Below are 20,863 nucleotides of genomic sequence, written 5' to 3'. Positions count from 1 at the left end.
CGGTGCCGTAGGTCACAGCACCGGGCCCGTGGAGCGGACAGGGCTCACTTCTTCCAGTCGGCCCAGGACATGTTCCAGCCGTTGAGGCCGTTGTCCGGTGACACCGTGCGGTCGTGGGAGTTCTTGACGACCACCACGTCGCCGACCATCGAGTGGTTGAAGAACCAGGCCGCCGGGACGGAGCCGTCGTAGCCGCCGCGCACGTCGCGCAGGCCCACGCAGCCGTGGCTGGCGTTGGTGTTGCCGAAGACGCCGCCGCCCCAGTAGTTGCCGTGGATGAAGGTGCCGGAGTTGGTGAGGCGGATGGCGTGCGGCACGTCCTTGATGTCGTACTCGCCGCCGTAGCCGACCGTCTCGCCGTTCATCCGGGTCACGGCGAGCTTCTCGCTCATGACCATCTGGCCGTTCCAGGTGTCGTAGCCGGGCTTGCCGGTGGTGACCGGGATGGTCTTGACGACCTTGCCGTCCTGGGTGACCTTCATCGTGTGCTTCTTGGCGTCCACGACGGACACCTGATTGCGGCCGATGGTGAACTTCACGGTCTTGCGCTGCTTGCCGTAGACGCCGTCGCGGCCCTCGACGCCGTCCAGGTCGAGATCGACGGTGACCTTCGTGCCGGACTTCCAGTACTTCTCGGGACGGAAGTCCAGCCGGTCGTTGCCGAACCAGTGGCCCTCGACGTCGACGGCCGGCTCGGTCCTGATGCGGATGGCCTTCTCGACCGCGTCCGGGCTGGTGATGCCCCGCGTGAAGTGCAGGGAGAACGGCATGCCGACGCCGACGGTGGAGCCGTCCTCCGGGGTGAAGTCGCCGACGAAGGTGTTCTTCGGGGTGAGCGTGGTGAAGGTGGTGTCCTCCGCGGCCTGACGGCCCTCGGAGTCCTTCGCGACGGCGTGCACGGTGTACTTGGTGGCGGCGGCCAGATGCGTCGAGGGCGTCCAGGACGCGCCGCCCCCGGTGATGGCCCCCTCGACCTTCGCACCCTTCCCGTCCTTGACGGTGACCTCCGTCAGCTTGCCCCTGGCGACGCTGACCCTGAGCGCGCCGCTGGTGTCGACGCCGGTGGCACCGGACTTGGGCGCGATGCTGACGGCGGCCGCGGACTGCGTGCCCTGCCCGGCGCCCTTGCCCTTGCCGTTCCCGTCCCCGGCGCCGGAGTCGCCGCCCCCACCGCACGCGGCGAGCGACAGCACCAGGGAGCCGGCTATGAGTGCCAGTCCCCTACGGCCCCGCCGCCCCCGTGCCGACGCCCCCGATACAGGCCGCATGTTCAAGTTGTTCTCCCCTCACCGGACCAGGTCAGGCCCGCTCCCCACCTCTTTGCGCGCATATTAACTGCCAGGATTTGAGTACGGTGTCAGGCGAATGTCACCGTTCCGTCGCAACTTCCGCCTGGCACCCGCACCGCGCGCCCCCCTCCCCCGGTCACTTCACCGCGCTGCCCGCCTTCCACTCCTTCCAGGGCATGTTCCAGCCGCCGAGTCCGTTGTCGGGTGCGACCGTCTTGTCCTTGCTGTGCACCACTTCGATGACGTCACCGACGAGGCTGCGGTCGAAGAACCACCCCGCCGGGGTGTCCGAGCCGCCTCCCTTCACGTCCCTCAGACCCACGCAGCCGTGGCTGACGTTGGCCACCCCGGGGGCGTCCGGGGCCCAGTAGTTGCCGTGCAGGAAGGTGCCGGAGTCGGTGAGCTTCATGGCGTGCGGGACGTCGGGGATGTCGTACTCGCCGCCGAAGCCGACGGTCTGGCTGTTCATGCGGGTGACCTCCAGCATGTCCATCACCACCATCTTCCCGTTGTAGCTCGGGTGTTTGGGGGCGCCGGCCGTGACGGGGACGGTGGCCAGGAGCTGCCCGTCGCGCCGGACGTCCATGCTGTGCTTGGTCACGTCGACCAGGGAGACCTGGCTGCGTCCGACGGTGAAGGAGAAGGTCTTGTCCTGCAGCCCGTAGACGCCGCGCGCGCCCTCGACGTCGCGCAGGTCCAGGTCGACGGTGACCTCGGTGCCGGGCTTCCAGTACTGCTCGGGGCGGAAGTCCAGGCGGTCCTTGCCGAACCAGTGCGGGCGGATCTCGACCGGCGGCCGGGCGGTGACGCGGACGGCCCGCTCGACGGCGGCCCGGTTCGCGATCTCCCGGTTGAAGGCGAGCGAGACGATCATCCCGGTGCCGACGGTGGCACGGTTCTCCGGAGTGACGTAGCCGATGAACCGCTCGTCGGGGACGTAGGTGGTGAAGGTGGTGTGCCGGGCCGAGCGGCGGCCGCGGACGTCCAGCGCGACCACGTCCACGGTGTACTTGGCGGCGAGCGCCAGCCGGTCCTGGTCGGGCAGCCAGGTCAGCCCGTCCTCGCTGATGTGCCCCGGGACCGGGGAGTCCTGCGCGTCCTGCGACCGGACGACGGTCACCTTCTCCAGGCGCCCCCCCGGCACCCGGATGCGCAGCCGTTCGTCCGGGCGTACGCCCTTGCTGTTGTCGTCGGGGGCCACCCGGATGACGTCCTCGGGGGCGGGGGGCTTGCCCAGCCCCCCGCCCATGCCCAGGAGTCCCGGTCCGTCCGCGGAGCAGCCCGTGAGCAGCCCCGCCCATGTCAGTACGGCGGCCAGCGCGGCCCCCGTGCGCCGTGCGCGTCCTTGTACGTGCCTCACGCGGGACTCAACGACCGTGCCCGCTCCGGGGAAACGTGAGTGCGAGCCACGCACTGGGCAGAACACAGGGAAGGACGACACGTTGGGGGGCCGCCGCGCCCGCGTCAGGGGGGTGTTCTTCCGGATCAGGCCGGCTGGGAGGAGCGGGAGCCGGCCGGACCGCGCGGCCGCGCGAGGCCGACAGGATCCGGAGGACACCCCCCGGCCGTCGGGGTGCGGTCGTGCCGGGCGGCCGGGGTGGCCATACGCTCCCCCGGCCGTGCGGCACGGCCGACCGCGCCCCTCGGGCGAGCCACTGAGAAGAGGGCCGACAGTGACGAGCGCAGCCGAGCAGCGGGCACCGGCCGGGGAGCCGGCCGCCGGGAGCGGGGAACCGGCGGCGGTGAACGGCGCCCGGCGGCCCCAACCGCCCACCCCGGCCGTGTGGCCGGGTGCGCCGACCCCGCTGGGGGCCCGGTTCCGGGCCGGGCCGGACGGGGTCGCCGGCACCAACTTCGCGCTGTGGGCGGCCGGGGCCGAGGCGGTCCGGGTGTGCCTGTTCGACGAGGCGGGCCGGGAGACACAGGTCCCGCTGACCGAGCTGACGCACGAGATCTGGCACGGTTTCGTCCCGGGCGTGATGCCCGGGCAGCGGTACGGCTACCGGGTGGACGGCCGCTGGGACCCGTGGACCGGCGCCCGCTGGAACCCGGCCAAGCTGCTGCTCGACCCGTACGCGCGCGCGGTGGACGGTGAGTTCGGGCTGCCGCCGGAGGTGTACGGGCACGTGCGGGACTGGCCGGAGCAGCAGGTCGCCGACACCGTGCGGGACGAGCGGGACTCGGCGCCGTACGTCCCGAAGGGCGTCGTCGTCCACGATGACGACGACTGGTCCGACGACCACCGTCCCAAGACGCCGTGGGCGGACTCGGTCATCTACGAGCTGCACGTCCGCGGCTTCACCATGCTCCACCCCGGCATCCCCGAGGAACTGCGCGGCACCTACGCCGGGCTCGCGCACCCGGCCGCGGTCGAGCACCTGGTGAAGCTGGGCGTCACGGCCGTGGAGCTGCTGCCCGTGCACCAGTTCGCGCACGAGGACCACCTGCTGCGCCGGGGCCTGCGGAACTACTGGGGCTACAACTCCATCGGCTACTTCGCCCCGCACGCGGCCTACGCGGCCTCCGGCACCACCGGGCAGCAGGTCGGCGAGTTCAAGCGGATGGTGCGCGCGCTGCACGCGGCCGGTATCGAGGTCATCCTCGACGTGGTCTACAACCACACCGCGGAGGCGGGCGAGCTGGGGCCGACGCTGTCCCTGAAGGGCATCGACAACCGCGGCTACTACCGGCTCCAGGGGGACGCCCGCCGGTACGCCGACTACACCGGCTGCGGCAACACCCTGCACGTGGTGCAGCCCCAGGTGCTGCGGCTGATCACCGACTCGCTGCGGTACTGGGTGACCGAGATGGGCGTGGACGGCTTCCGCTTCGACCTCGCGGCGGCACTGGCCCGCTCGATGCACGACGTCGACATGCTCTCCCCGTTCCTGGCGGTGATCGCCCAGGACCCGGTGCTGCGCCGGGTGAAGCTGATCGCGGAGCCGTGGGACATCGGCTCCGGCGGCTACCAGGTGGGCGCCTTCCCGCCCCTGTGGACCGAGTGGAACGACCGCTACCGCAACGCCGTCCGGGACTTCTGGCGACACGCCCTGCCCGACGTACGGGAGATGGGCTACCGCCTCTCCGGCTCCAGCGACCTGTACGCCTGGGGCGGCCGGCGCCCCTACGCCTCGGTCAACTTCGTCACCGCGCACGACGGCTTCACCCTGCGCGACCTGGTGTCGTACGAGACCAAGCACAACGAGGCCAACGGTGAGAACAACCGGGACGGCACGGACGACAACCGCTCCTGGAACTGCGGGGCGGAGGGCGAGAGCGACGACGAGCGGGTGCGGGCGCTGCGGCGACGGCAGCTGCGCAACCTGCTCACCACCCTGCTGCTGTCCACCGGCGTGCCCATGCTGGTGGCCGGCGACGAACTCGGCCGCACCCAGCGCGGCAACAACAACGCCTACTGCCAGGACAACGAGATGAGCTGGCTGGACTGGTCCCTGCTCCAGGACCCCGGCTGGCGGTCGCTGTACGAGCTGACGGCGCGGCTGATCGCGCTGCGCCACCGGCATCCCGTGCTGCGCCGGCGCGCCTTCTTCTCCGGCCGGTCCCAGAGCGCGGACGGCCTGCGGGATCTGGCCTGGTTCACCTCGCGGGGCGCGGAGATGACGGAGGGCGACTGGTACGCGCCCGCGGCCACGCTCGGCATGTACCTGTCCGGGCGGGACATCCCGGGCCGGGACGAGCGGGGCGCCCCGGTGGTGGACGACAGCTTCCTCGCGGTGCTGCACGCGGGTGACCGGCCGACCGGCTTCGTGCTGCCGGGGCCGCCGTGGGCGGAGCGGTACGAGGTGCTCGTGGACAGCTCCCGGGAGGAGCAGACGGGGGCGCCGGGCACGGTTCATCCGGCGGGCGCCCGGATCACGGTTCCGGCCCGGGCGGTGCTGCTGCTGCGGGTCGCCTGAACCCCTGGCCAAGGCTGTGCGCGAGAATCCCGTGGGCCTGTGCGCCGGCTGTGCGTGACGCGGATCACGCCCGCCGAGTGCAGCGCGGACCGGGGCCCAGGGCCTTTTCCCTGGTGAGAGACAGCCGGCGAGGACAGGAACCGTGAGGATGGAGCAGGCTCGGGCCGGTGAGTACGACGCGTTCGTGGCGGCCCGCTGGTCGGTGTTGTTCCATCTGGCCCGTCTGCTCACCGGGGGCGATCGGCACCGTGCCGAGGACCTGTTGCAGGAGTCCTTGGTCAAGTTGTGGTTCGTCTGGCCGAAGGTCGCCGACGAGGCACCCGAGGCCTATGTGCGCAAGGTGCTGGCGCGGGCCGCGGCCCGCTCGGCGCGCCGGCGCTGGTGGGGGGAACGGCCCGTGGAGGAGCTGCCCGAGGCGGCGGCGGCCGGCGACCTGTCGGCGACCGTCGCCGAGCGCTCCCGGCTTGAGTCGGCGCTCGCGCAGCTGAGCCCGCGGCAGCGGGCCGCCGTCGTGCTGCGCTACTACCAGGACCTGCCCGACCGGCAGGTCGCCGAGGCCCTGGGCTGCCCGGTGGGCACGGCCCGGTCCCACGCCGCGCGCGGGGTGGCCCGGCTGCGCCGGCTGCTGGCCGACGTCATCGAGCCGGTGGGGTGAGGGAGGACCCATGGACCGCATGGATCAGACGGATCGCATGGATCACTTCGAACGGCAGCTGACGCGGCTCATGCTCCAGGACGGCCCGCCGGCGCCCTTCGAGGCCCGGCACCGGGAGGCGCTGCGGGCGGGTGTGCGGGCCCGGCGCCGCACGCGCGCGGCACGCCGGGCCGCCGGTTCGGTCCTCGCGGTGGCCGGGCTCGCCCTGGGACTGTTCCTGTGGCCGCACGGACACACCGAGGACCGGCCCACCGCCCCGCGTCCGCGGCCGGCGACCAGCCCGACGTTCGCGCCGAGCACGTCACCGTCGCAGTCGCCGAGCGAGCCGGCGTCCTCGTCGTCCTCGACGTCCTCGTCGTCCTCGACACCGACGTACTCCCCGACGTGGGGCGTCACGACCGGACCACCGGCCGAGGCCGGGAGTTCGGCCACCTCCTCGTACAGTCCGCCGTCGGCCACGGCCACCGCCCCGGACGACAGCACCACCGCACCGGCGACCACGACCGGCGAGCCGCGTGACGAACCCTCGTCGGTCATCAGCCCCAGCGGCTGACGCCCGCCACTGCGCCTTGTCCGCACAGACCCTCACCATGACCGTCACACCAGAACAAACGGGGAACAACGTGACATACATCCGACCGAGCCAGCCGCCGGCCTCGGCTCCCGCGCCCCGGCGCGCACCCCTGCGGACGCCCCAGGACGAGCCCGTCCTGGACGTGACCGTGCCCGTGTTCAACGAGGAGAAGGACCTGGAGCCCAACGTCCGGCGGCTGCACACGCATCTGCGGGACACCTTCCCCTACCCCTTCGGGATCACCATCGCCGACAACGCGAGCACCGACAGCACCCCGGCCATCGCCTCCCGGCTCGCCGCCGAACTCCCCGAGGTGACCTCGCTGCGGCTGCCCGAGAAGGGCCGCGGCCGGGCGCTGCGGGCCGCCTGGTCGGGGTCCCGGGCGCCGGTGCTCGCGTACCTCGACGTGGACCTGTCCACCGGGCTCACCGCGCTGCTGCCGCTCGTCGCCCCGCTGATCTCCGGTCACTCCGACCTGGCCATCGGCACCCGGCTCGCCCCCGGGGCGCGGGTGGTGCGCGGGACCAAGCGTGAGGTCATATCCCGCTGTTACAACGTGCTGCTGCGCTGCACGCTCGCGGTCGGCTTCTCCGACGCGCAGTGCGGTTTCAAGGCGGTCCGGCGCGAGACCGCCGAGCGGCTGCTGCCGCTGGTGCGCGACGGGGAGTGGTTCTTCGACACCGAGCTGCTGGTCCTCGCCGAGCGGGCGGGCCTGAGGATCCACGAGGTCCCGGTGGACTGGGTCGACGACCCGGACAGCAGCGTCGACATCCTCGCCACCGCGCTGGCGGACCTGCGCGGGATCGCACGGATGCGGCGCAGCCGGGCCGGCCGCCGTCCCGGGCCGGTGGCCCGGTGACCGCGACGCTGCCCCACATAGGCACCTCGGCCCCCCGCGCCGCGCCCGGCACCCGGCTGCGGGCCGCCGCCCGCCGCCATGGGCCGGTTCTCGCCCTGTTCGGCGCGCTGAAGCTGGCCGGTTTCTGCTCCTTCATGTATCTGCTGTCCTCCGCCGGGGACTTCCGCACCCGGCACCCCCGGTTCGGCGGCGGCGCGCACGCCTGGGACGTGCTGGCCACCTGGGACGGCTGGTGGTACCAGCAGATCGCGCTGCACGGCTACGACCCGAAGCTGGTCCCGGTCCCGGGCGCCACCGGTCTGATCACGCTGGAGGGCAACTCGGCGGCGTTCTTCCCGCTGTACCCGGCCCTGATGCGGCTGACCTCGGCGGTCACCGGCCTCGGCTCGTACGGCGCCGGGCTGCTGGTGTCCATCGTCGCCTCCTTCGCCGCCGCCCTCGGTGTCTACGCCGTCGCCGAGCGGTTCGGCGGCCGGCGGGCCGGGCTCGCGGCGGCCGGGCTGTGGGCGGTGTGGCCGGGCTCGGGCGTGGAGTGGGCGGTCTACTCCGACTCCCTCTACGTGGCGCTGGCCGCCTGGGCCTGCCACGCCGTCCTGACCCGCCGCTGGCTCACCGCCGGGGTGCTCACCTTCGCGGCCGGCCTCAACCGGCCCACGGCCGCCGCGCTGATCGCCGCGCTCGGCGTGGCCGCGCTGCTCTCCCTGCGCCGCCGTGAGGACGGCGTGCTGCGCCCGGTCCTCGCCATGGCCCTGGCCCCGCTCGGCCTGTTCGGCTATCTGCTGTGGGTCGGCGACCGCATGGGCGACCTGGGCGGCTACTTCAAGCTCCAGTCGGGCGCCTGGGCGCACAGCTTCGACTACGGCAAGCAGACCTGGGACGTGCTGACGTCCGTGCCCGTGGGCAAGTTCGACTATCTCTTCGCCTACCCCTTCGCGGACGTCATCTCGGTCGGCGTCATCCTGCTCGCCTGCGCGCTGCTGCCGCTGCTGCTGAGGCTGCGCCCGCCGGCGGTACTCATCGTGTACACGGTCCTCACCCTGGCCCTGGTGCTGGGCAGCCAGCAGATCGTCGCCAACATCTCCCGCTACCTGCTGCCCTGCTTCCCGCTGTTCCTGCCGCTGGCCGTCGCGATGCGCCGGCTGAGCCTGCCCGTGCAGTGCACGCTGCTGGGCATCGCGGCCCTGGCCTCCGGCTCGTACGCCGGCTACGCCCTCTTCGAACTGGGGGTGCCCTGATCCCGCCCGCCGGGCGCCGGGGTGGTCAGGCCAGACTGTCCCGCCACGCCCTGTGCAGGTCGGCGAAGCGGCCCGTGCCCGCGATCAGGTCGGCCGGGCGGCCGTCCTCGACGACCCGGCCGTGCTCCATCACCAGCACCCGGTCCGCGATCTCCACGGTGGACAGCCGGTGCGCGATCACCACGGCGGTACGGCCGCGCAGCACCGTCGACATCGCCCGCTGCACCGCCCGCTCGCCGGGGACGTCCAGCGAACTGGTCGCCTCGTCCAGGATCAGCACCGCCGGATCGGCGAGCAGCGCCCGCGCGAAGGCGACCAGCTGGCGCTGGCCGGCGGAGATGCGCCCACCGCGCTTGCGGACGTCGGTGTCGTAGCCGTCGGGCAGGGCGCTGATGAACTCGTCCGCGCCGATCGCCTTGGCGGCCCGCTCGATCTCCTCCCTGGTGGCGTCCGGCCGGCCGATGGCGATGTTCTCGGCGACCGTGCCGGAGAACAGGAACGCCTCCTGCGTCACCATGACCACCGCGCGCCGCAGTTCGGGCGTCGCCAGCTCGCGCAGGTCCACGCCGTCCAGCAGCACCCGCCCGGCGGAGGGGTCGTAGAAGCGGGCGAGCAGCTTGGCCAGGGTGGACTTGCCGGCGCCGGTGGAGCCGACGACGGCGACCGTCTGCCCGGCGGGGAGGGTGAGGTCGAAGCGGGGCAGCACCTCGCCCCCGGTGCGGTAGCCGAACCGCACTCCGTCGAAGACGACCTCGCGCCCGGGTGAGGCACCCTCGAGCGGCGGGAGTCCGCGCGGCCGGGCCGGTTCCGGCACCGACGGTGTGCGGGCCAGCAGCCCGGCGATCTTCTCCAGGGAGGCGGCGGCCGACTGGTAGGAGTTGAGGAACATGCCGAGCCGGTCGATCGGGTCGTACAGCCGGCGCAAGTACAGCACCGCCGCCGCCAGCACGCCCAGTTCCAGCGAGCCGGACGCCACCCGGGAGGCGCCCCAGAGCACGATCGCCGCGACCGCCGTGTTGGCCACCAGCCGTGAGCCGACCACATAGCGGGCCATCTCCAGCAGCGCGTCCCCGTTCGTGCGCTCGTGCCGCTCGTTCAGCACCGCGAACTCGGCGTCGTTGGCGGCCTCCCGGCGGAAGGCGCGCACCGGCCGGATGCCGTTCATCGTCTCCACGAACTTCACGATCACCGCGGCGATCGCCGTGGACCGCGCCCGGAACACCCGCCCCGCGCGCCGCTGGTAGGAGCGGACGAGCAGGTACAGCGGCACGAAGGAGGCCACCGCGACCGCGCCGAGGCCGAGATCCAGCCAGAGCAGCAGCGCCGAGATGTAGACGAAGGACAGGACGACGGTCACCAGTTCCTGGAGCCCCTCGTCGAGGAGTTCGCGCAGCGACTCGACGTCCGTGGTGGACCGGGAGATCAGCCGGCCCGAGGTGTACCGCTCGTGGAAGTCGACGCTCAGCGACTGCGCGTGCCGGAAGATCCTGCCCCTGAGGTCCAGCAGCACGTCCTGGCTGACCCGCGCGGAGGTCTCGATGAACGCGAACTGCAGCGCACCCGCGGCCAGGGCGCACAGCAGACAGCCGGCGGCGACCGCGACGAGCGGACCGTGCCGGTCGTCCCGGAAGGCCGGTACGGCGGTGTCGATGGCGTACGCCACGAGCAGCGGGCCCGCCTGCGTCACCGCCTGCTGGAGCAGCAGCAGGAGCGCGGTGAGCGCGGCCCGGCCCTTCCTCGGCGCGAGGAGTGAGCGCAGCAGGGCGGCGGTGGCGCCGGGCGGGGCGGGCAGGACGTCCCGGTCGAAGGGGTCGCCCGGGTCCTGGGTGCGGGCGTGTTCGTCGTCGGCGGCGGCCGGGGTGGAGGCGGTCGTGGCGGTCAACGGGAGTCCTCCTGTTCCCCGGACATCAGACGGGCGTACTCGGCGTTGTGGCGCAGCAGTTCCTGGTGGGTGCCGACGGCGGCGATCCGGCCGCCCGAGAGCAGGGCGACCCGGTCGGCGAGCAGCACCGTGGACGGGCGGTGGGCCACGATCAGCGCGGTGGTGTCGGCGAGGACCTGGCGCAGCGCGGCCTCCACGGCGGCCTCCGTGTGCACGTCCAGGGCGGACAGCGGGTCGTCCAGCACGAGGAACTCGGGCCGGCCGACCACCGCGCGGGCCAGCGCGAGCCGCTGGCGCTGCCCGCCGGAGAGGCTGAGGCCCTGCTCGCCGACGCGGGTGCCGGTGCCCTGCGGGAGCGCGTGCGCGAAGTCGGCCTGGGCGAGGGCGAGGGCCCGGTCGAGCTCCGGCTCCCCGGCGCCGTCCGGGGCGCCCATGAGCACGTTCTCGCCGACGCTCGCCGAGAAGAGGGTGGGTTCCTCGAAGGCGACGGCGACCCTGGTGCGCAGGTCCTCGCGGGTCATCGCCCGGATGTCCACGCCGCCCAGCGTGATCCGGCCGGAGGTGACCTCGTGCAGGCGGGGGACGAGGGCGGTCAGGGTGGTCTTGCCACTGCCGGTGGCCCCGACGAGGGCCATGGACTCACCGGGCCGGATGTGCAGGTCGACGTGGGTGAGCAGGGGCGGGGAGCCGGGGGGAGCGTCGGGGTAGCGGAAGGAGACGTCCTCGAAGCGCAGCCCGGTCTCACCCGCCCGCGCCGCCCCGGCGGTACGGCCGGCCTCGGCACCGGTCGCCTCCGGCTCCTCGTCCATCACCTCGAAGTACCGCTCGGTCGCCGTGGCCGCCTCCTGGCTCATCGCCAGCAGGAACCCGATGGAGTCCACGGGCCAGCGCAGGGCGAGCGCGGTGCTCAGGAAGGCCACCAGCGTCCCCGCCGACAGGTCGCCGTCGGCCACCCGCACCGCGCCGAGCACGAGCGCCGCCCCGATCGCCACCTCCGGCAGCGTCACGATGACGGCCCAGATGGTGGCCAGCAGCCGCGCCTTGCGCAGTTCCGTGCCCCGGAGCCGGCCGGCGAGTTCGCGGAAGGCGCGCGCCTGGCCGCGGTGGCGGCCGAAGCCCTTGATCACCCGGATGCCGAGCACGCTCTCCTCGACCAGCGTCGTCAGGTCCCCGATCTGGTCCTGGGCGCGCCGCGCCACCCGCGCGTACCGCCGTTCGAAGACCATGCAGGTCCACATGACGGGGACGGCGGGGCCGAGGATGACCAGTCCCAGCGCCCAGTCCTGCATCAGCATGATCACCAGGCCGACGAGGATCGTCACGCCGTTGACCAAGAGGAACGTCAACGGGAAGGCCAGGAACTGGCGGAGCAGCATCAGGTCGGTGGTGGCGCGCGAGAGCAGCTGGCCGGACGCCCACCGGTCGTGGAAGGCCACGGGCAGGCGTTGCAGACGGCGGTAGAGGCCGGCCCGCAGCTCCGCCTCGACGTGTGACAGCGGCCGGGCCACGAGCCGGCGCCGGATGCCGAACAGGACCGCCTCGGCGATGCCGAGCAGCAGCAGGTACAGGGCGCCGAGCCGGACGCCCGCGGGGTCGCGGTCGGCGACCGGCCCGTCGACCATCCACTTCAGGATAAGCGGGATCACCAGTCCCGTGCAGGAGGCGATCACCGCGACGAACGCGGCGGTGAACAGCCGCGCGCGCACGGGGCGGACGTACGGCCACAGCCGGAGCAGGGTGCGTACGGCGGGGCGGTCGGTGGTTGCACGTGTGGTCGGCATCAATCGCGAGCGTACGGACCGCCGCTGACATCGCCCACTGAGTTTCGGCCGGGCCGGGCTCGGCCGCCGGCCCTGGGACCGGTGCGCGCGGGGCGCGGCGCGCGGCCTTCCAACAGTTCGCATATCGAACATGAACATCCGGTCAACGGACCATTTCCGGCCAAATTCATGACGCGGTCCTGACAGGTAGTGAGATCTCCTGCCACTCTTCCCTGGCCGACTCACAGCAACCCCACAGCTTCTGCACACCTGTGTGGGCCGGCTCAGCACCCGCACCTGCACCTGGTTCCGCGTAACGCCCTGTTCTGCCCGGACGTCCCAACCCACCGTCCGGCTCCCCTGGCCGCGCGACCCGCGGTCCCGCAGAAGGAGTCAGTGTTGAGAAGCAGTTCCTCTCGCGGACGCACCTCCCACACGCCGCACCGCCGCACCGCCGCCCTCGCCCTCGCCGGCGTCGCCGCCCTGATCGCCGCCGCCGTGCAGTCCGGCGCGGCCAGCGCCGCCCCGGCGCAGCCGCAGGCCGGCAAGGCCGACCCGGCCCACGCGGCGCTCAGGCTCACCCCCTCGCAGCGCGCCGAGCTGATCCGCCACGCGGACGCCGGCAGAGCCGCCACCGCCCGCCAGATCGGCCTGGGCGGGCAGGAGAAGCTGGTCGTCAAGGACGTCGTCAAGGACGCCGACGGCACGCTGCACACCCGGTACGAGCGGACCTACGCGGGCCTGCCGGTGCTCGGCGGCGACCTGGTCGTGACCACCGCCAAGTCGGGCAAGACCATGGACGTGGTCAAGGCCACGAGCGCGACGGTGAAGGTCGCCGGCCTCACCCCGGCCGTGGCGAAGGCCACGGCGGAGAAGCAGGCCGTGCAGCGGGCGAAGGCCCTCGGCGGGACCAGGTCGGCCGCGGACAGCGTCCGCAAGGTGATCTGGGCGGCGACGGGCAAGCCCGTGCTGGCGTACGAGACGGTCGTCGGCGGCCTCCAGGACGACGGCACCCCCAACCAGCTGCACGTCATCACCGACGCCGCCACGGGCAAGAAGCTCTTCGAGTACCAGGGCATCAAGAACGGCATCGGCAACACCCAGTACAGCGGGCAGGTCACGCTGACCACGACCCAGTCGGGCTCGAACTTCACGCTCACCGACGGGGCGCGCGGCGGCCACAAGACGTACAACCTGAACCACGGCTCCTCCGGCACCGGCACCCTGTTCTCCCAGACCAACGACACCTGGGGCAACGGCACCAACTCCAACGCCGCCACCGCGGGCGCGGACGCCCACTACGGCGCCGCGGTCACGTGGGACTTCTACAAGAACACCTTCGGCCGCAGCGGCATCAAGAACAACGGCGTCGGCGCCTACTCCCGCGTCCACTACGGCAACGCGTACGTGAACGCCTTCTGGGACGACAGCTGCTTCTGCATGACCTACGGTGACGGCACCGGCAACGCCAAGCCGCTGACCGCGATCGACGTCGCGGGCCACGAGATGAGCCACGGCGTCACCGCCAACACCGCGAACCTCAACTACAGCGGTGAGTCCGGCGGCCTGAACGAGGCGACCAGCGACATCATGGGCACCGGCGTGGAGTTCTACGCCAACAACTCCTCCGATGTCGGTGACTACCTCATCGGCGAGAAGATCGACATCAACGGCGACGGCTCCCCGCTGCGCTACATGGACAAGCCCAGCAAGGACGGCGCGTCCAAGGACAGCTGGTACTCGGGCATCGGCGGCGTGGACGTGCACTACTCGTCCGGCCCGGCGAACCACTTCTTCTACCTGCTCAGCGAGGGCAGCGGCACCAAGGTCATCAACGGCGTCAGCTACAACTCGCCCACGGCGGACGGCCTTCCGGTCACCGGCATCGGCCGGGACAAGGCGCTGCAGATCTGGTACCGGGCGCTCACCACCAAGTGGACGTCCACCACCAACTACGCGGGCGCCCGCACCGGCACCCTCGCGGCGGCCGGCGAGCTGTACGGCACCTCCAGCGCCGAGTACAAGGCGGTGCAGGACGCCTGGGCGGGCGTGGCGGTCGGCTCGCGTTCCGGCGGCGGGGGCGGCGGCGGTACGTCGTACGAGAACACCACGCCGGTGGCCGTCCCGGACAACGGGCCGGCCGTCACCTCGAACATCACCGTCTCCGGCCGGACCGGGAACGCGCCGAGCAACCTCCAGGTGGCCGTCGACATCACGCACACCTGGCGGGGTGACCTGGTGATCGACCTCGTCGGCCCGTCGGGCACCGCGTACCGCCTGAAGAACTTCAGCAGTTCCGACTCCGCGGACAACGTGAACGAGACCTACACGGTCAACGCCTCGGCGGAACCGGCCAACGGGACCTGGAAGTTGCGGGTACAGGATCAGGCCACGTACGACACGGGAACGATCAACGGCTGGAAGCTGACATTCCCGTAAACCGCCTCACGCGGGCCCGGAATCACGGCGTCGCCCGAGGGTGGAGCACCCTCGGGCGGCGCCCGTTCACATAGCGGAAACGTTTATCGGACAGTCGATTTTTCGCCAACATCACTTCAGGGTCCTGACATGTACGCGCCCTTGATGTCACTCTCTCTCCACCCGCCGCAGCAGCACAGCAACTTCTCAACCCCCATAGCAGCCGGCCAGTAACCCCACGCTGACCGGACTCCCCACAAGAAGGAGCTTTGAGTGAGCCCCCTCTACGCGCGTCACAAGCGCACCACTCTGGCCGTCGCCACCGCTGTCGCCGCCGGAGCCCTCATCTCCACCGGTGTGACGACCAGCGCCAGCGCCCAGACCCCGGCCGGAGCCGCCGCCGCCAAGCCCCTGGCCGCCGCCCCGACCACGCTGTCCGCCGCTGCCCGCACCACCCTGGTCCGGCAGGCCCAGGCCGGCGCCGCCGACACCGCGCGGCAGATAGGCCTCGGCGCCAAGGAGAAGCTGGTCGTCAAGGACGTCGTCAAGGACGTCGACGGCACCGTCCACACCCGCTACGAGCGCACCTACGGCGGCCTCCCGGTCCTCGGCGGCGACCTGGTCGTGCACACCGCCAAGTCCGGCAGGACCGAGGGCGTGACCAGAGCGACCAAGTCCGCCATCAAGGTGGCCTCGCTCAAGCCGCAGATCACCGCCGCCAAGGCGGAGAAGCAGGCGGTGTCCGCCGCCAGGACCCTCGGCTCCGCCAAGACCACCTCGGACGGCGCCCGCAAGGTGATCTGGGCCGGCTCCGGCAAGCCCGTCCTCGCCTACGAGACGGTCGTCGGCGGTCTCCAGGACGACGGCACCCCCAACCGGCTGCACGTCATCACCGACGCCGCCACGGGCAAGAAGCTCTTCGAGTACCAGGGCATCGAGAACGCGACCGGCACCGGCAAGACGCTGTACTCCGGCACGGTCAGCCTCAACACCGTGCAGTCGGGCTCGACCTACCAGCTCACCGACAGCGCGCGGGGCAACCACAAGACCTACAACCTGGCCCGCAGGACGTCCGGCACGGGCACCCTGGTGGCCAGCTCGAGCAACGTCTTCGGCACCGGCACCGCCTCCAGCTCCTCCTCCGACCAGACCGCGGCCGCGGACGCCGCCTACGGCGCGGCGGAGACCTGGGACTTCTACAAGAGCACCTTCGGCCGCAGCGGCATCAAGAACAACGGCGTCGGCGCCTACTCCCGCGTCCACTACGGCAACGCGTACGTGAACGCCTTCTGGGACGACAGCTGCTTCTGCATGACGTACGGCGACGGCTCCGGCAACGTCGACCCGCTGACCTCGCTGGACGTGGCCGGCCACGAGATGAGCCACGGCGTCACCGCCAACACCGCGGGCCTCAACTACTCGGGCGAGTCCGGCGGCCTGAACGAGGCGACCAGCGACATCTTCGGCACCGGCGTGGAGTTCTTCGCCAACAACGCGTCCGACAAGGGCGACTACCTCATCGGCGAGAAGATCGACATCAACGGCGACGGTACCCCGCTGCGCTACATGGACAAGCCCAGCAAGGACGGCGGCTCGGCGGACTCCTGGTCCTCCTCCGTCGGCAACCTGGACGTCCACTACTCGTCCGGTGTCGCCAACCACTTCTTCTACCTGCTGTCCGAGGGCAGCGGCGCGAAGACGATCAACGGCGTGTCGTACAACTCCCCGACGTCCAACGGCTCCACGGTCACCGGCATCGGCCGGGACAAGGCGCTGCAGATCTGGTACAAGGCGCTGACGACGTACTTCACGTCGACGACCAACTACAAGTCGGCCCGCGCCGGCACCCTGTCGGCGGCGTCGGCCCTGTACGGCTCCACCAGCGCCGAGTACAAGGCGGTGGCGGCGGCCTGGTCGGCGGTCAACGTCAACTAGGGTCTTCCGGCCGGACCAGGCCGGACCAGGCATCGGGCGGCACCCGGGAGGACGACCCCCCGGGTGCCGCCCTACGCTTGGGACCCATGTCCTCGGCGCCCTTCACCTATGAGCCGGTCGGTGCGACCCGCGACGACCCGACCTTCTGCCCGCCCGGCTTCCACCCCATGCTCGTCCGCACCCGGCTCGGCGAGGGCCGGGAGGTGTTCCAGCGGGCCGCCGAGGCGGTCCTGAGCTGGGAGATGCACCGCGCGCTGGGCGTCGGTATCGATGCCACGGCCGACCGCGCGGCCCCCGGAGTCGATGTCACGGTCACCCTGGCCGGCGTCGTCAAGGCCCCCTGCCGCATCATCTGGACGGTGGAGGAACCCCGGCACGCCGGCTGGGCCTACGGCACCCTCGAAGGCCACCCCGAGTGCGGCGAGGAGGCCTTCGTGGTCGACCGGACCGGCGACGGCACGGTCTGGCTGACCGTCGCGGCGTTCAGCAGGGCGGCCAAGTGGTACGCCCGCGCGGGCGGCCCGGCGACCCGGGGGCTGCAGCACGCCTACGCGCGCCGGTGCGGGGTGGTCCTGCGCAGACTCTGCGCGGACGTGACGGAAGCCTGAACCGGCGCGCCCGTGCCCCGGCCGGGCCGGCCCCCGTCCGTGCCGTGAGCGGTGCGGGACCCCCGGACCCGGGGATCCCGCACGCCACACGTCACCTCAGCAGCATCCCCGCCCCCTCCACCACCTCCTGCGACGGCACCGCCAGCACGCCCAGTTCCGCGCCGGAGGCGAGGAGGGGGTGGGTGGGAAGGATGCGGACCGTGTAGCCGTAGGGGCCGGTGCGGTCCAGGGAGAGGGGGCCCTCGTACAGCAGGCGGCCGTCCAGGTCGGGGGCGCCGGCCGGCTTCAGCGGGACGATCGCGGCGTCGGTGATGCGGTCCTCCGCGTCCACCCGGCCGGACACCGCCTGCACCTCCACGTCGTCCGGGCTCAGCTCGCCCAGGTCCACCCGGACCCGCAGCCCCACCGTGCTGCCCAGCTCCGCCGTGGCCGTCGTCGCCGTCGTCTCGACGTGGTCGACGCTCACCCCCGGCCAGGCGCCCCGCACCCGGGCCTTCCACCGGGCCAGGTCCCGGGCGGTGTCCGGGGTCAGCGCGCGGTGCGCCTGGGCGGCGGGGGCGTAGAGCCGGTCGACGTACTCGCGGACCATACGGCCGGCCAGCACCTTCGGGCCGAGCAGCGACAGGGTCTGGCGGACCATCGCGATCCAGCGGTCGGGCAGCCCGGCCCGCCCGCGCTCGTAGAAGCGCGGCGCGATCCGCTGTTCGAGGAGGTCGTACAGGGCCGCCGCCTCGATGTCGTCGCGCCGGTCGGCGTCCGTGCCCGCCCCGTCCGCGGTCGGGATGGCCCAGCCGAAGTCCGGCTGGAACCATTCGTCCCACCAGCCGTCCAGCACCGAGAGGTTGAGGCAGCCGTTGAGGGCGGCCTTCATCCCGCTCGTGCCGCACGCCTCCAGGGGCCGCAGCGGGTTGTTCAGCCAGATGTCACAGCCGGGATAGAGCTTCTGCGCCATCGCCATGCCGTAGTCGGGCAGGAAGACGATCCGGTGCCGCACCCGCGGGTCGTCGGCGAACCGGACCAGCTCCTGCACCAGCCGCTTGCCGCCGTCGTCCGCGGGGTGCGCCTTGCCCGCGACCACGATCTGCACGGGGTGGTCGGGATGCAGCAGCATTTCCATCAGACGGTCGCGGTCGCGCAGCATCAGCGTCAGCCGCTTGTACGACGGCACCCGGCGCGCGAACCCGATCGTCAGCACGTCCGGGTCCAGGACCCCGTCGATCCAGCCCAACTCGGCGTTCCCGGCGCCGCGTTGCCGCCAGGACACGCGCAGCCGCTCGCGCACCTCCAGCACCAGCTGCTCGCGCAGCGTACGGCGCAGCTCCCAGATCTCCTGGTCCGGGATGTCCGCGACCGAGTCCCAGCGCTCGGAACCGCCGACGGCCAGCGCGTCCTCGGCCCGCTGGGCGCCGATCTGCCGGGCGCCGAGCCGGAGCACCTCCGGCGCCACCCAGGTCGGCGCGTGCACCCCGTTGGTCACCGAGGTGATCGGCACCTCCTCGGCGTCGAATCCCGGCCACAGGCCCGCGAACATGCCCCGGCTGACCTGCCCGTGCAGCAGGGACACCCCGTTGGCCCGCTGGGCCAGCCGCAGCCCCATCACGGCCATGTTGAACAGGTTCGGCTCGCCGCCCGGGTAGGTCTCCATGCCCAGCGCGAGGATCCGCTGCACGTCGATGCCCGGCAGTTCGGCGTCCGGGCCGAAGTGCCGGCCGACCAGCTCCCGGTCGAAGCGGTCGATGCCGGCCGGGACCGGCGTGTGCGTGGTGAACACCGTCCCGCCCCGCACGGCCTCCAGCGCGGAGTCGAAGTCCATGCCGTCGGCGGACAGTTCGGCGATCCGCTCCAGGCCGAGGAACCCGGCGTGCCCCTCGTTGGTGTGGAAGACCTCCGGCACCGGGTGCCCGGTGAGCCGGCAGTACGTCCGTACGGCCCGCACACCTCCTATGCCGAGCAGCATCTCCTGGAGCAGCCGGTGCTCGCTGCCGCCGCCGTAGAGCCGGTCGGTCACCCCGCGTTCGCCGAGGTCGTTCTCCTCCACGTCGGAGTCGAGCAGCAGCAGGGGCACCCGGCCCACCTGCGCCAGCCAGATCCGGGCGCGCAGCGCCCTGCCGCCGGGCAGCGCGAGGGACACCTGGGCCGGGGTGCCGTCGGGCTCGTCCAGCTGGGTGAGCGGCAGCTCGTTGGGGTCGAGGACCGGGTAGTGCTCCTGCTGCCAGCCGTCCCGGGAGAGGGTCTGCCGGAAGTACCCGTGCCGGTACAGAAGACCGACCCCGATCAGGGGCACCCCGAGGTCGCTGGCCGCCTTCAGGTGGTCGCCGGCGAGGATGCCGAGGCCGCCGGAGTACTGCGGGAGCGCGGCCGTGATGCCGAACTCCGGGGAGAAGTAGGCGACTGCGGCGGGCAGGCCGTCGGACTGGGCCTGGTACCAGCGGTCGCCGGTCAGATAGTCGTCGAGATCGTCGGCGGCGGCGGTGAGGCGGCGCAGGAACCGCCGGTCCCCGGCCAGCTCGGCCAGCCGGGCCGGACGCACGCTGCCCAGCAGCCGTACCGGGTCGCCGCCGGCCGCGGCCCATGCCTCGGCGTCGACGGACTGGAACAGATCACGTGTTTCCGCATGCCAGGACCAGCGCAGATTGCGCGCCAGGTCGCTGAGCGGCCGGAGGGGGTCGGGGAGAACGGGACGGACGGTGAACCGGCGGATCGCCTTCACATTCCTACCTCGGGACGCGTTGCGGTGAGACGCACCGAGCTGTACGTCTCGTCGTCACCTTCGACGGTAGTGGTTACCGCACGGTCGGTGGGGACGTACCGGCCGGGTGTCGGGGAGGCGTCAACACCCGGACACCGGGCACCTGGAGAAAGGGACCGGTCTTGTGCGTAGACATACGCGTGAGTAGTTAACAAAGTGCCGGATTGCCCACCCGAACCGGGTGGGAAGGCTCCTCCGGTACACACCCCACGGCAGCACCACAGCACGTCCGCAGGACCCACCTCCCCATATCCATCCGCCCACACCCACGTTGAAGCGGACAGGAGCGGTCATGCCCGCCACGCACCACTCGTCAGCACCCCAGACAAGCAGCAGGAACAAGGCAGCAGGAACGAAGACGACGGGCAGGAAGGGTGTGCCGCCGACCGGCGCCGCCCCTCCGCCCGCCGCCGGCCCGCCCGGCGCCGGGGAGCGGTCCTCCCCGGACGCGGCCACCACCACGGGCCGCATCCCCGTCCTCGACGTACGCCCCGTGGTCCAGCACGGCCGCAGGCCCGCCAAGGCCGTGACCGGGGAGTCCTTCGAGGTGTCGGCCACCGTGTTCCGGGAGGGCCATGACGCCGTCGCGGCGAACGTGGTGCTGCGGGACCCGGCGGGCAGGGCCGGCCCCTGGACGCCGATGCGGGAACTCGCCCCGGGCACCGACCGCTGGGGCGCCACCGTCACCGCGGGTGAACCCGGCCGCTGGACCTACACGGTGGAGGCATGGTCGGACCCGCTCGCCACCTGGCGGCACCACGCCCGGATCAAGATCCCGGCCGGGATCGACAGCGATCTGGTCCTGGCGGAGGGCGCACAGCTGTACGAGCGTGCCGCCGCCGGAGTCCCGGAAGCGGAGCGGCAGCGCGTCCTGGACGCGGTGGCGGCCCTGCGGGACGAGAGCCGGCCGCCCTCCTGGCGCCTGGCGGCGGCGCTGTCGCCGGAGGTGGGGGCGGTGCTGGCCCGTCATCCGCTGCGGGAG

General features: G+C 72.3%; 13 protein-coding genes and 1 pseudogene. 8 read left to right on the top strand and 6 right to left on the bottom strand.

Annotated features, from left to right (window positions below):
* Nucleotides 1–44 precede the first annotated feature (44 nt).
* Nucleotides 45–1,268, bottom strand: coding sequence for an Ig-like domain-containing protein (locus AB0B40_RS26005; RefSeq protein ID WP_362265837.1), 1,224 nt, complete (start codon nt 1,266–1,268; stop codon nt 45–47).
* A gap of 157 nt (nt 1,269–1,425) precedes the next feature.
* Complete coding sequence (locus tag AB0B40_RS26000) at nt 1,426–2,649, bottom strand: Ig-like domain-containing protein (RefSeq protein WP_362265835.1); 1,224 nt, start codon at nt 2,647–2,649, stop codon at nt 1,426–1,428.
* A gap of 313 nt (nt 2,650–2,962) precedes the next feature.
* Here AB0B40_RS26000 and glgX point away from each other — a divergent pair, with 313 nt between their 5' ends.
* Nucleotides 2,963–5,206, top strand: a complete 2,244-nt coding sequence (gene glgX / locus AB0B40_RS25995) for a glycogen debranching protein GlgX (protein ID WP_362265833.1) — start codon at nt 2,963–2,965, stop codon at nt 5,204–5,206.
* Between the two features lie 148 nt (nt 5,207–5,354).
* Nucleotides 5,355–5,861 (top strand): SigE family RNA polymerase sigma factor, encoded by a 507-nt coding sequence (locus AB0B40_RS25990; RefSeq protein WP_345047171.1) that lies wholly within the window; start codon nt 5,355–5,357, stop codon nt 5,859–5,861.
* A gap of 42 nt (nt 5,862–5,903) precedes the next feature.
* Here AB0B40_RS25990 and AB0B40_RS25985 read toward each other — a convergent pair whose 3' ends face one another.
* Nucleotides 5,904–6,398: a hypothetical protein gene (locus AB0B40_RS25985; RefSeq protein WP_362265831.1), complete on the bottom strand. Its 495-nt coding sequence runs from the start codon at nt 6,396–6,398 to the stop codon at nt 5,904–5,906.
* Between the two features lie 53 nt (nt 6,399–6,451).
* On the opposite strand from AB0B40_RS25985, the pseudogene AB0B40_RS25980 reads away from it, so the two are divergent.
* Together AB0B40_RS25980 and AB0B40_RS25975 are read left to right on the top strand one after the other, a co-directional pair.
* Nucleotides 6,452–7,249 (top strand): annotated as a pseudogene (locus AB0B40_RS25980) (dolichyl-phosphate beta-glucosyltransferase); the annotation flags it as partial.
* Between the two features lie 41 nt (nt 7,250–7,290).
* Nucleotides 7,291–8,529 (top strand): glycosyltransferase family 39 protein, encoded by a 1,239-nt coding sequence (locus AB0B40_RS25975; protein ID WP_345047174.1) that lies wholly within the window; start codon nt 7,291–7,293, stop codon nt 8,527–8,529.
* Nucleotides 8,530–8,554: 25 nt separating this feature from the next.
* On the opposite strand, the gene AB0B40_RS25970 is transcribed toward AB0B40_RS25975, so the two are convergent.
* Nucleotides 8,555–10,411: an ABC transporter ATP-binding protein gene (locus tag AB0B40_RS25970; RefSeq protein ID WP_362265829.1), complete on the bottom strand. Its 1,857-nt coding sequence runs from the start codon at nt 10,409–10,411 to the stop codon at nt 8,555–8,557.
* Nucleotides 10,408–12,192: an ABC transporter ATP-binding protein gene (locus tag AB0B40_RS25965; RefSeq protein WP_362265827.1), complete on the bottom strand. Its 1,785-nt coding sequence runs from the start codon at nt 12,190–12,192 to the stop codon at nt 10,408–10,410. The genes AB0B40_RS25970 and AB0B40_RS25965 overlap by 4 nt, the downstream gene beginning before the upstream one ends.
* A 378-nt stretch (nt 12,193–12,570) precedes the next feature.
* Here AB0B40_RS25965 and AB0B40_RS25960 point away from each other — a divergent pair, with 378 nt between their 5' ends.
* The 3 genes from AB0B40_RS25960 (at nt 12,571) to AB0B40_RS25950 (ending at nt 17,132) form a co-directional block, all read left to right on the top strand.
* The gene (locus AB0B40_RS25960; protein WP_345047179.1) at nt 12,571–14,610 is read left to right on the top strand and encodes a M4 family metallopeptidase; all 2,040 of its coding nucleotides are present in this window, start codon (nt 12,571–12,573) and stop codon (nt 14,608–14,610) included.
* Between the two features lie 252 nt (nt 14,611–14,862).
* The gene (locus tag AB0B40_RS25955) at nt 14,863–16,524 is read left to right on the top strand and encodes a M4 family metallopeptidase (protein ID WP_345047181.1); all 1,662 of its coding nucleotides are present in this window, start codon (nt 14,863–14,865) and stop codon (nt 16,522–16,524) included.
* A gap of 86 nt (nt 16,525–16,610) precedes the next feature.
* Nucleotides 16,611–17,132, top strand: coding sequence for a DUF1990 domain-containing protein (locus tag AB0B40_RS25950; RefSeq protein WP_362265825.1), 522 nt, complete (start codon nt 16,611–16,613; stop codon nt 17,130–17,132).
* A gap of 91 nt (nt 17,133–17,223) precedes the next feature.
* On the opposite strand, the gene AB0B40_RS25945 is transcribed toward AB0B40_RS25950, so the two are convergent.
* Nucleotides 17,224–19,842 carry a glycosyltransferase family 1 protein gene (locus AB0B40_RS25945; protein ID WP_345047185.1) on the bottom strand — a complete coding sequence of 873 codons (2,619 nt, stop codon included), beginning with the start codon at nt 19,840–19,842 and terminating at the stop codon, nt 17,224–17,226.
* 331 nt (nt 19,843–20,173) lie between these two features.
* Between AB0B40_RS25945 and AB0B40_RS25940 the strand changes: the two genes are divergently transcribed.
* Nucleotides 20,174–20,863 (top strand): maltotransferase domain-containing protein (locus tag AB0B40_RS25940; RefSeq protein ID WP_362265824.1); only part of this gene is annotated, 690 nt, incomplete at its 3' end.

Source organism: Streptomyces sp. NPDC042638, from assembly GCF_040647235.1.
Lineage (GTDB): Bacteria > Actinomycetota > Actinomycetes > Streptomycetales > Streptomycetaceae > Streptomyces > Streptomyces rameus.
The sequence above is the reverse complement of the archived record's forward strand: the minus strand, read 5'-3'. Positions and strand labels throughout refer to the sequence as shown.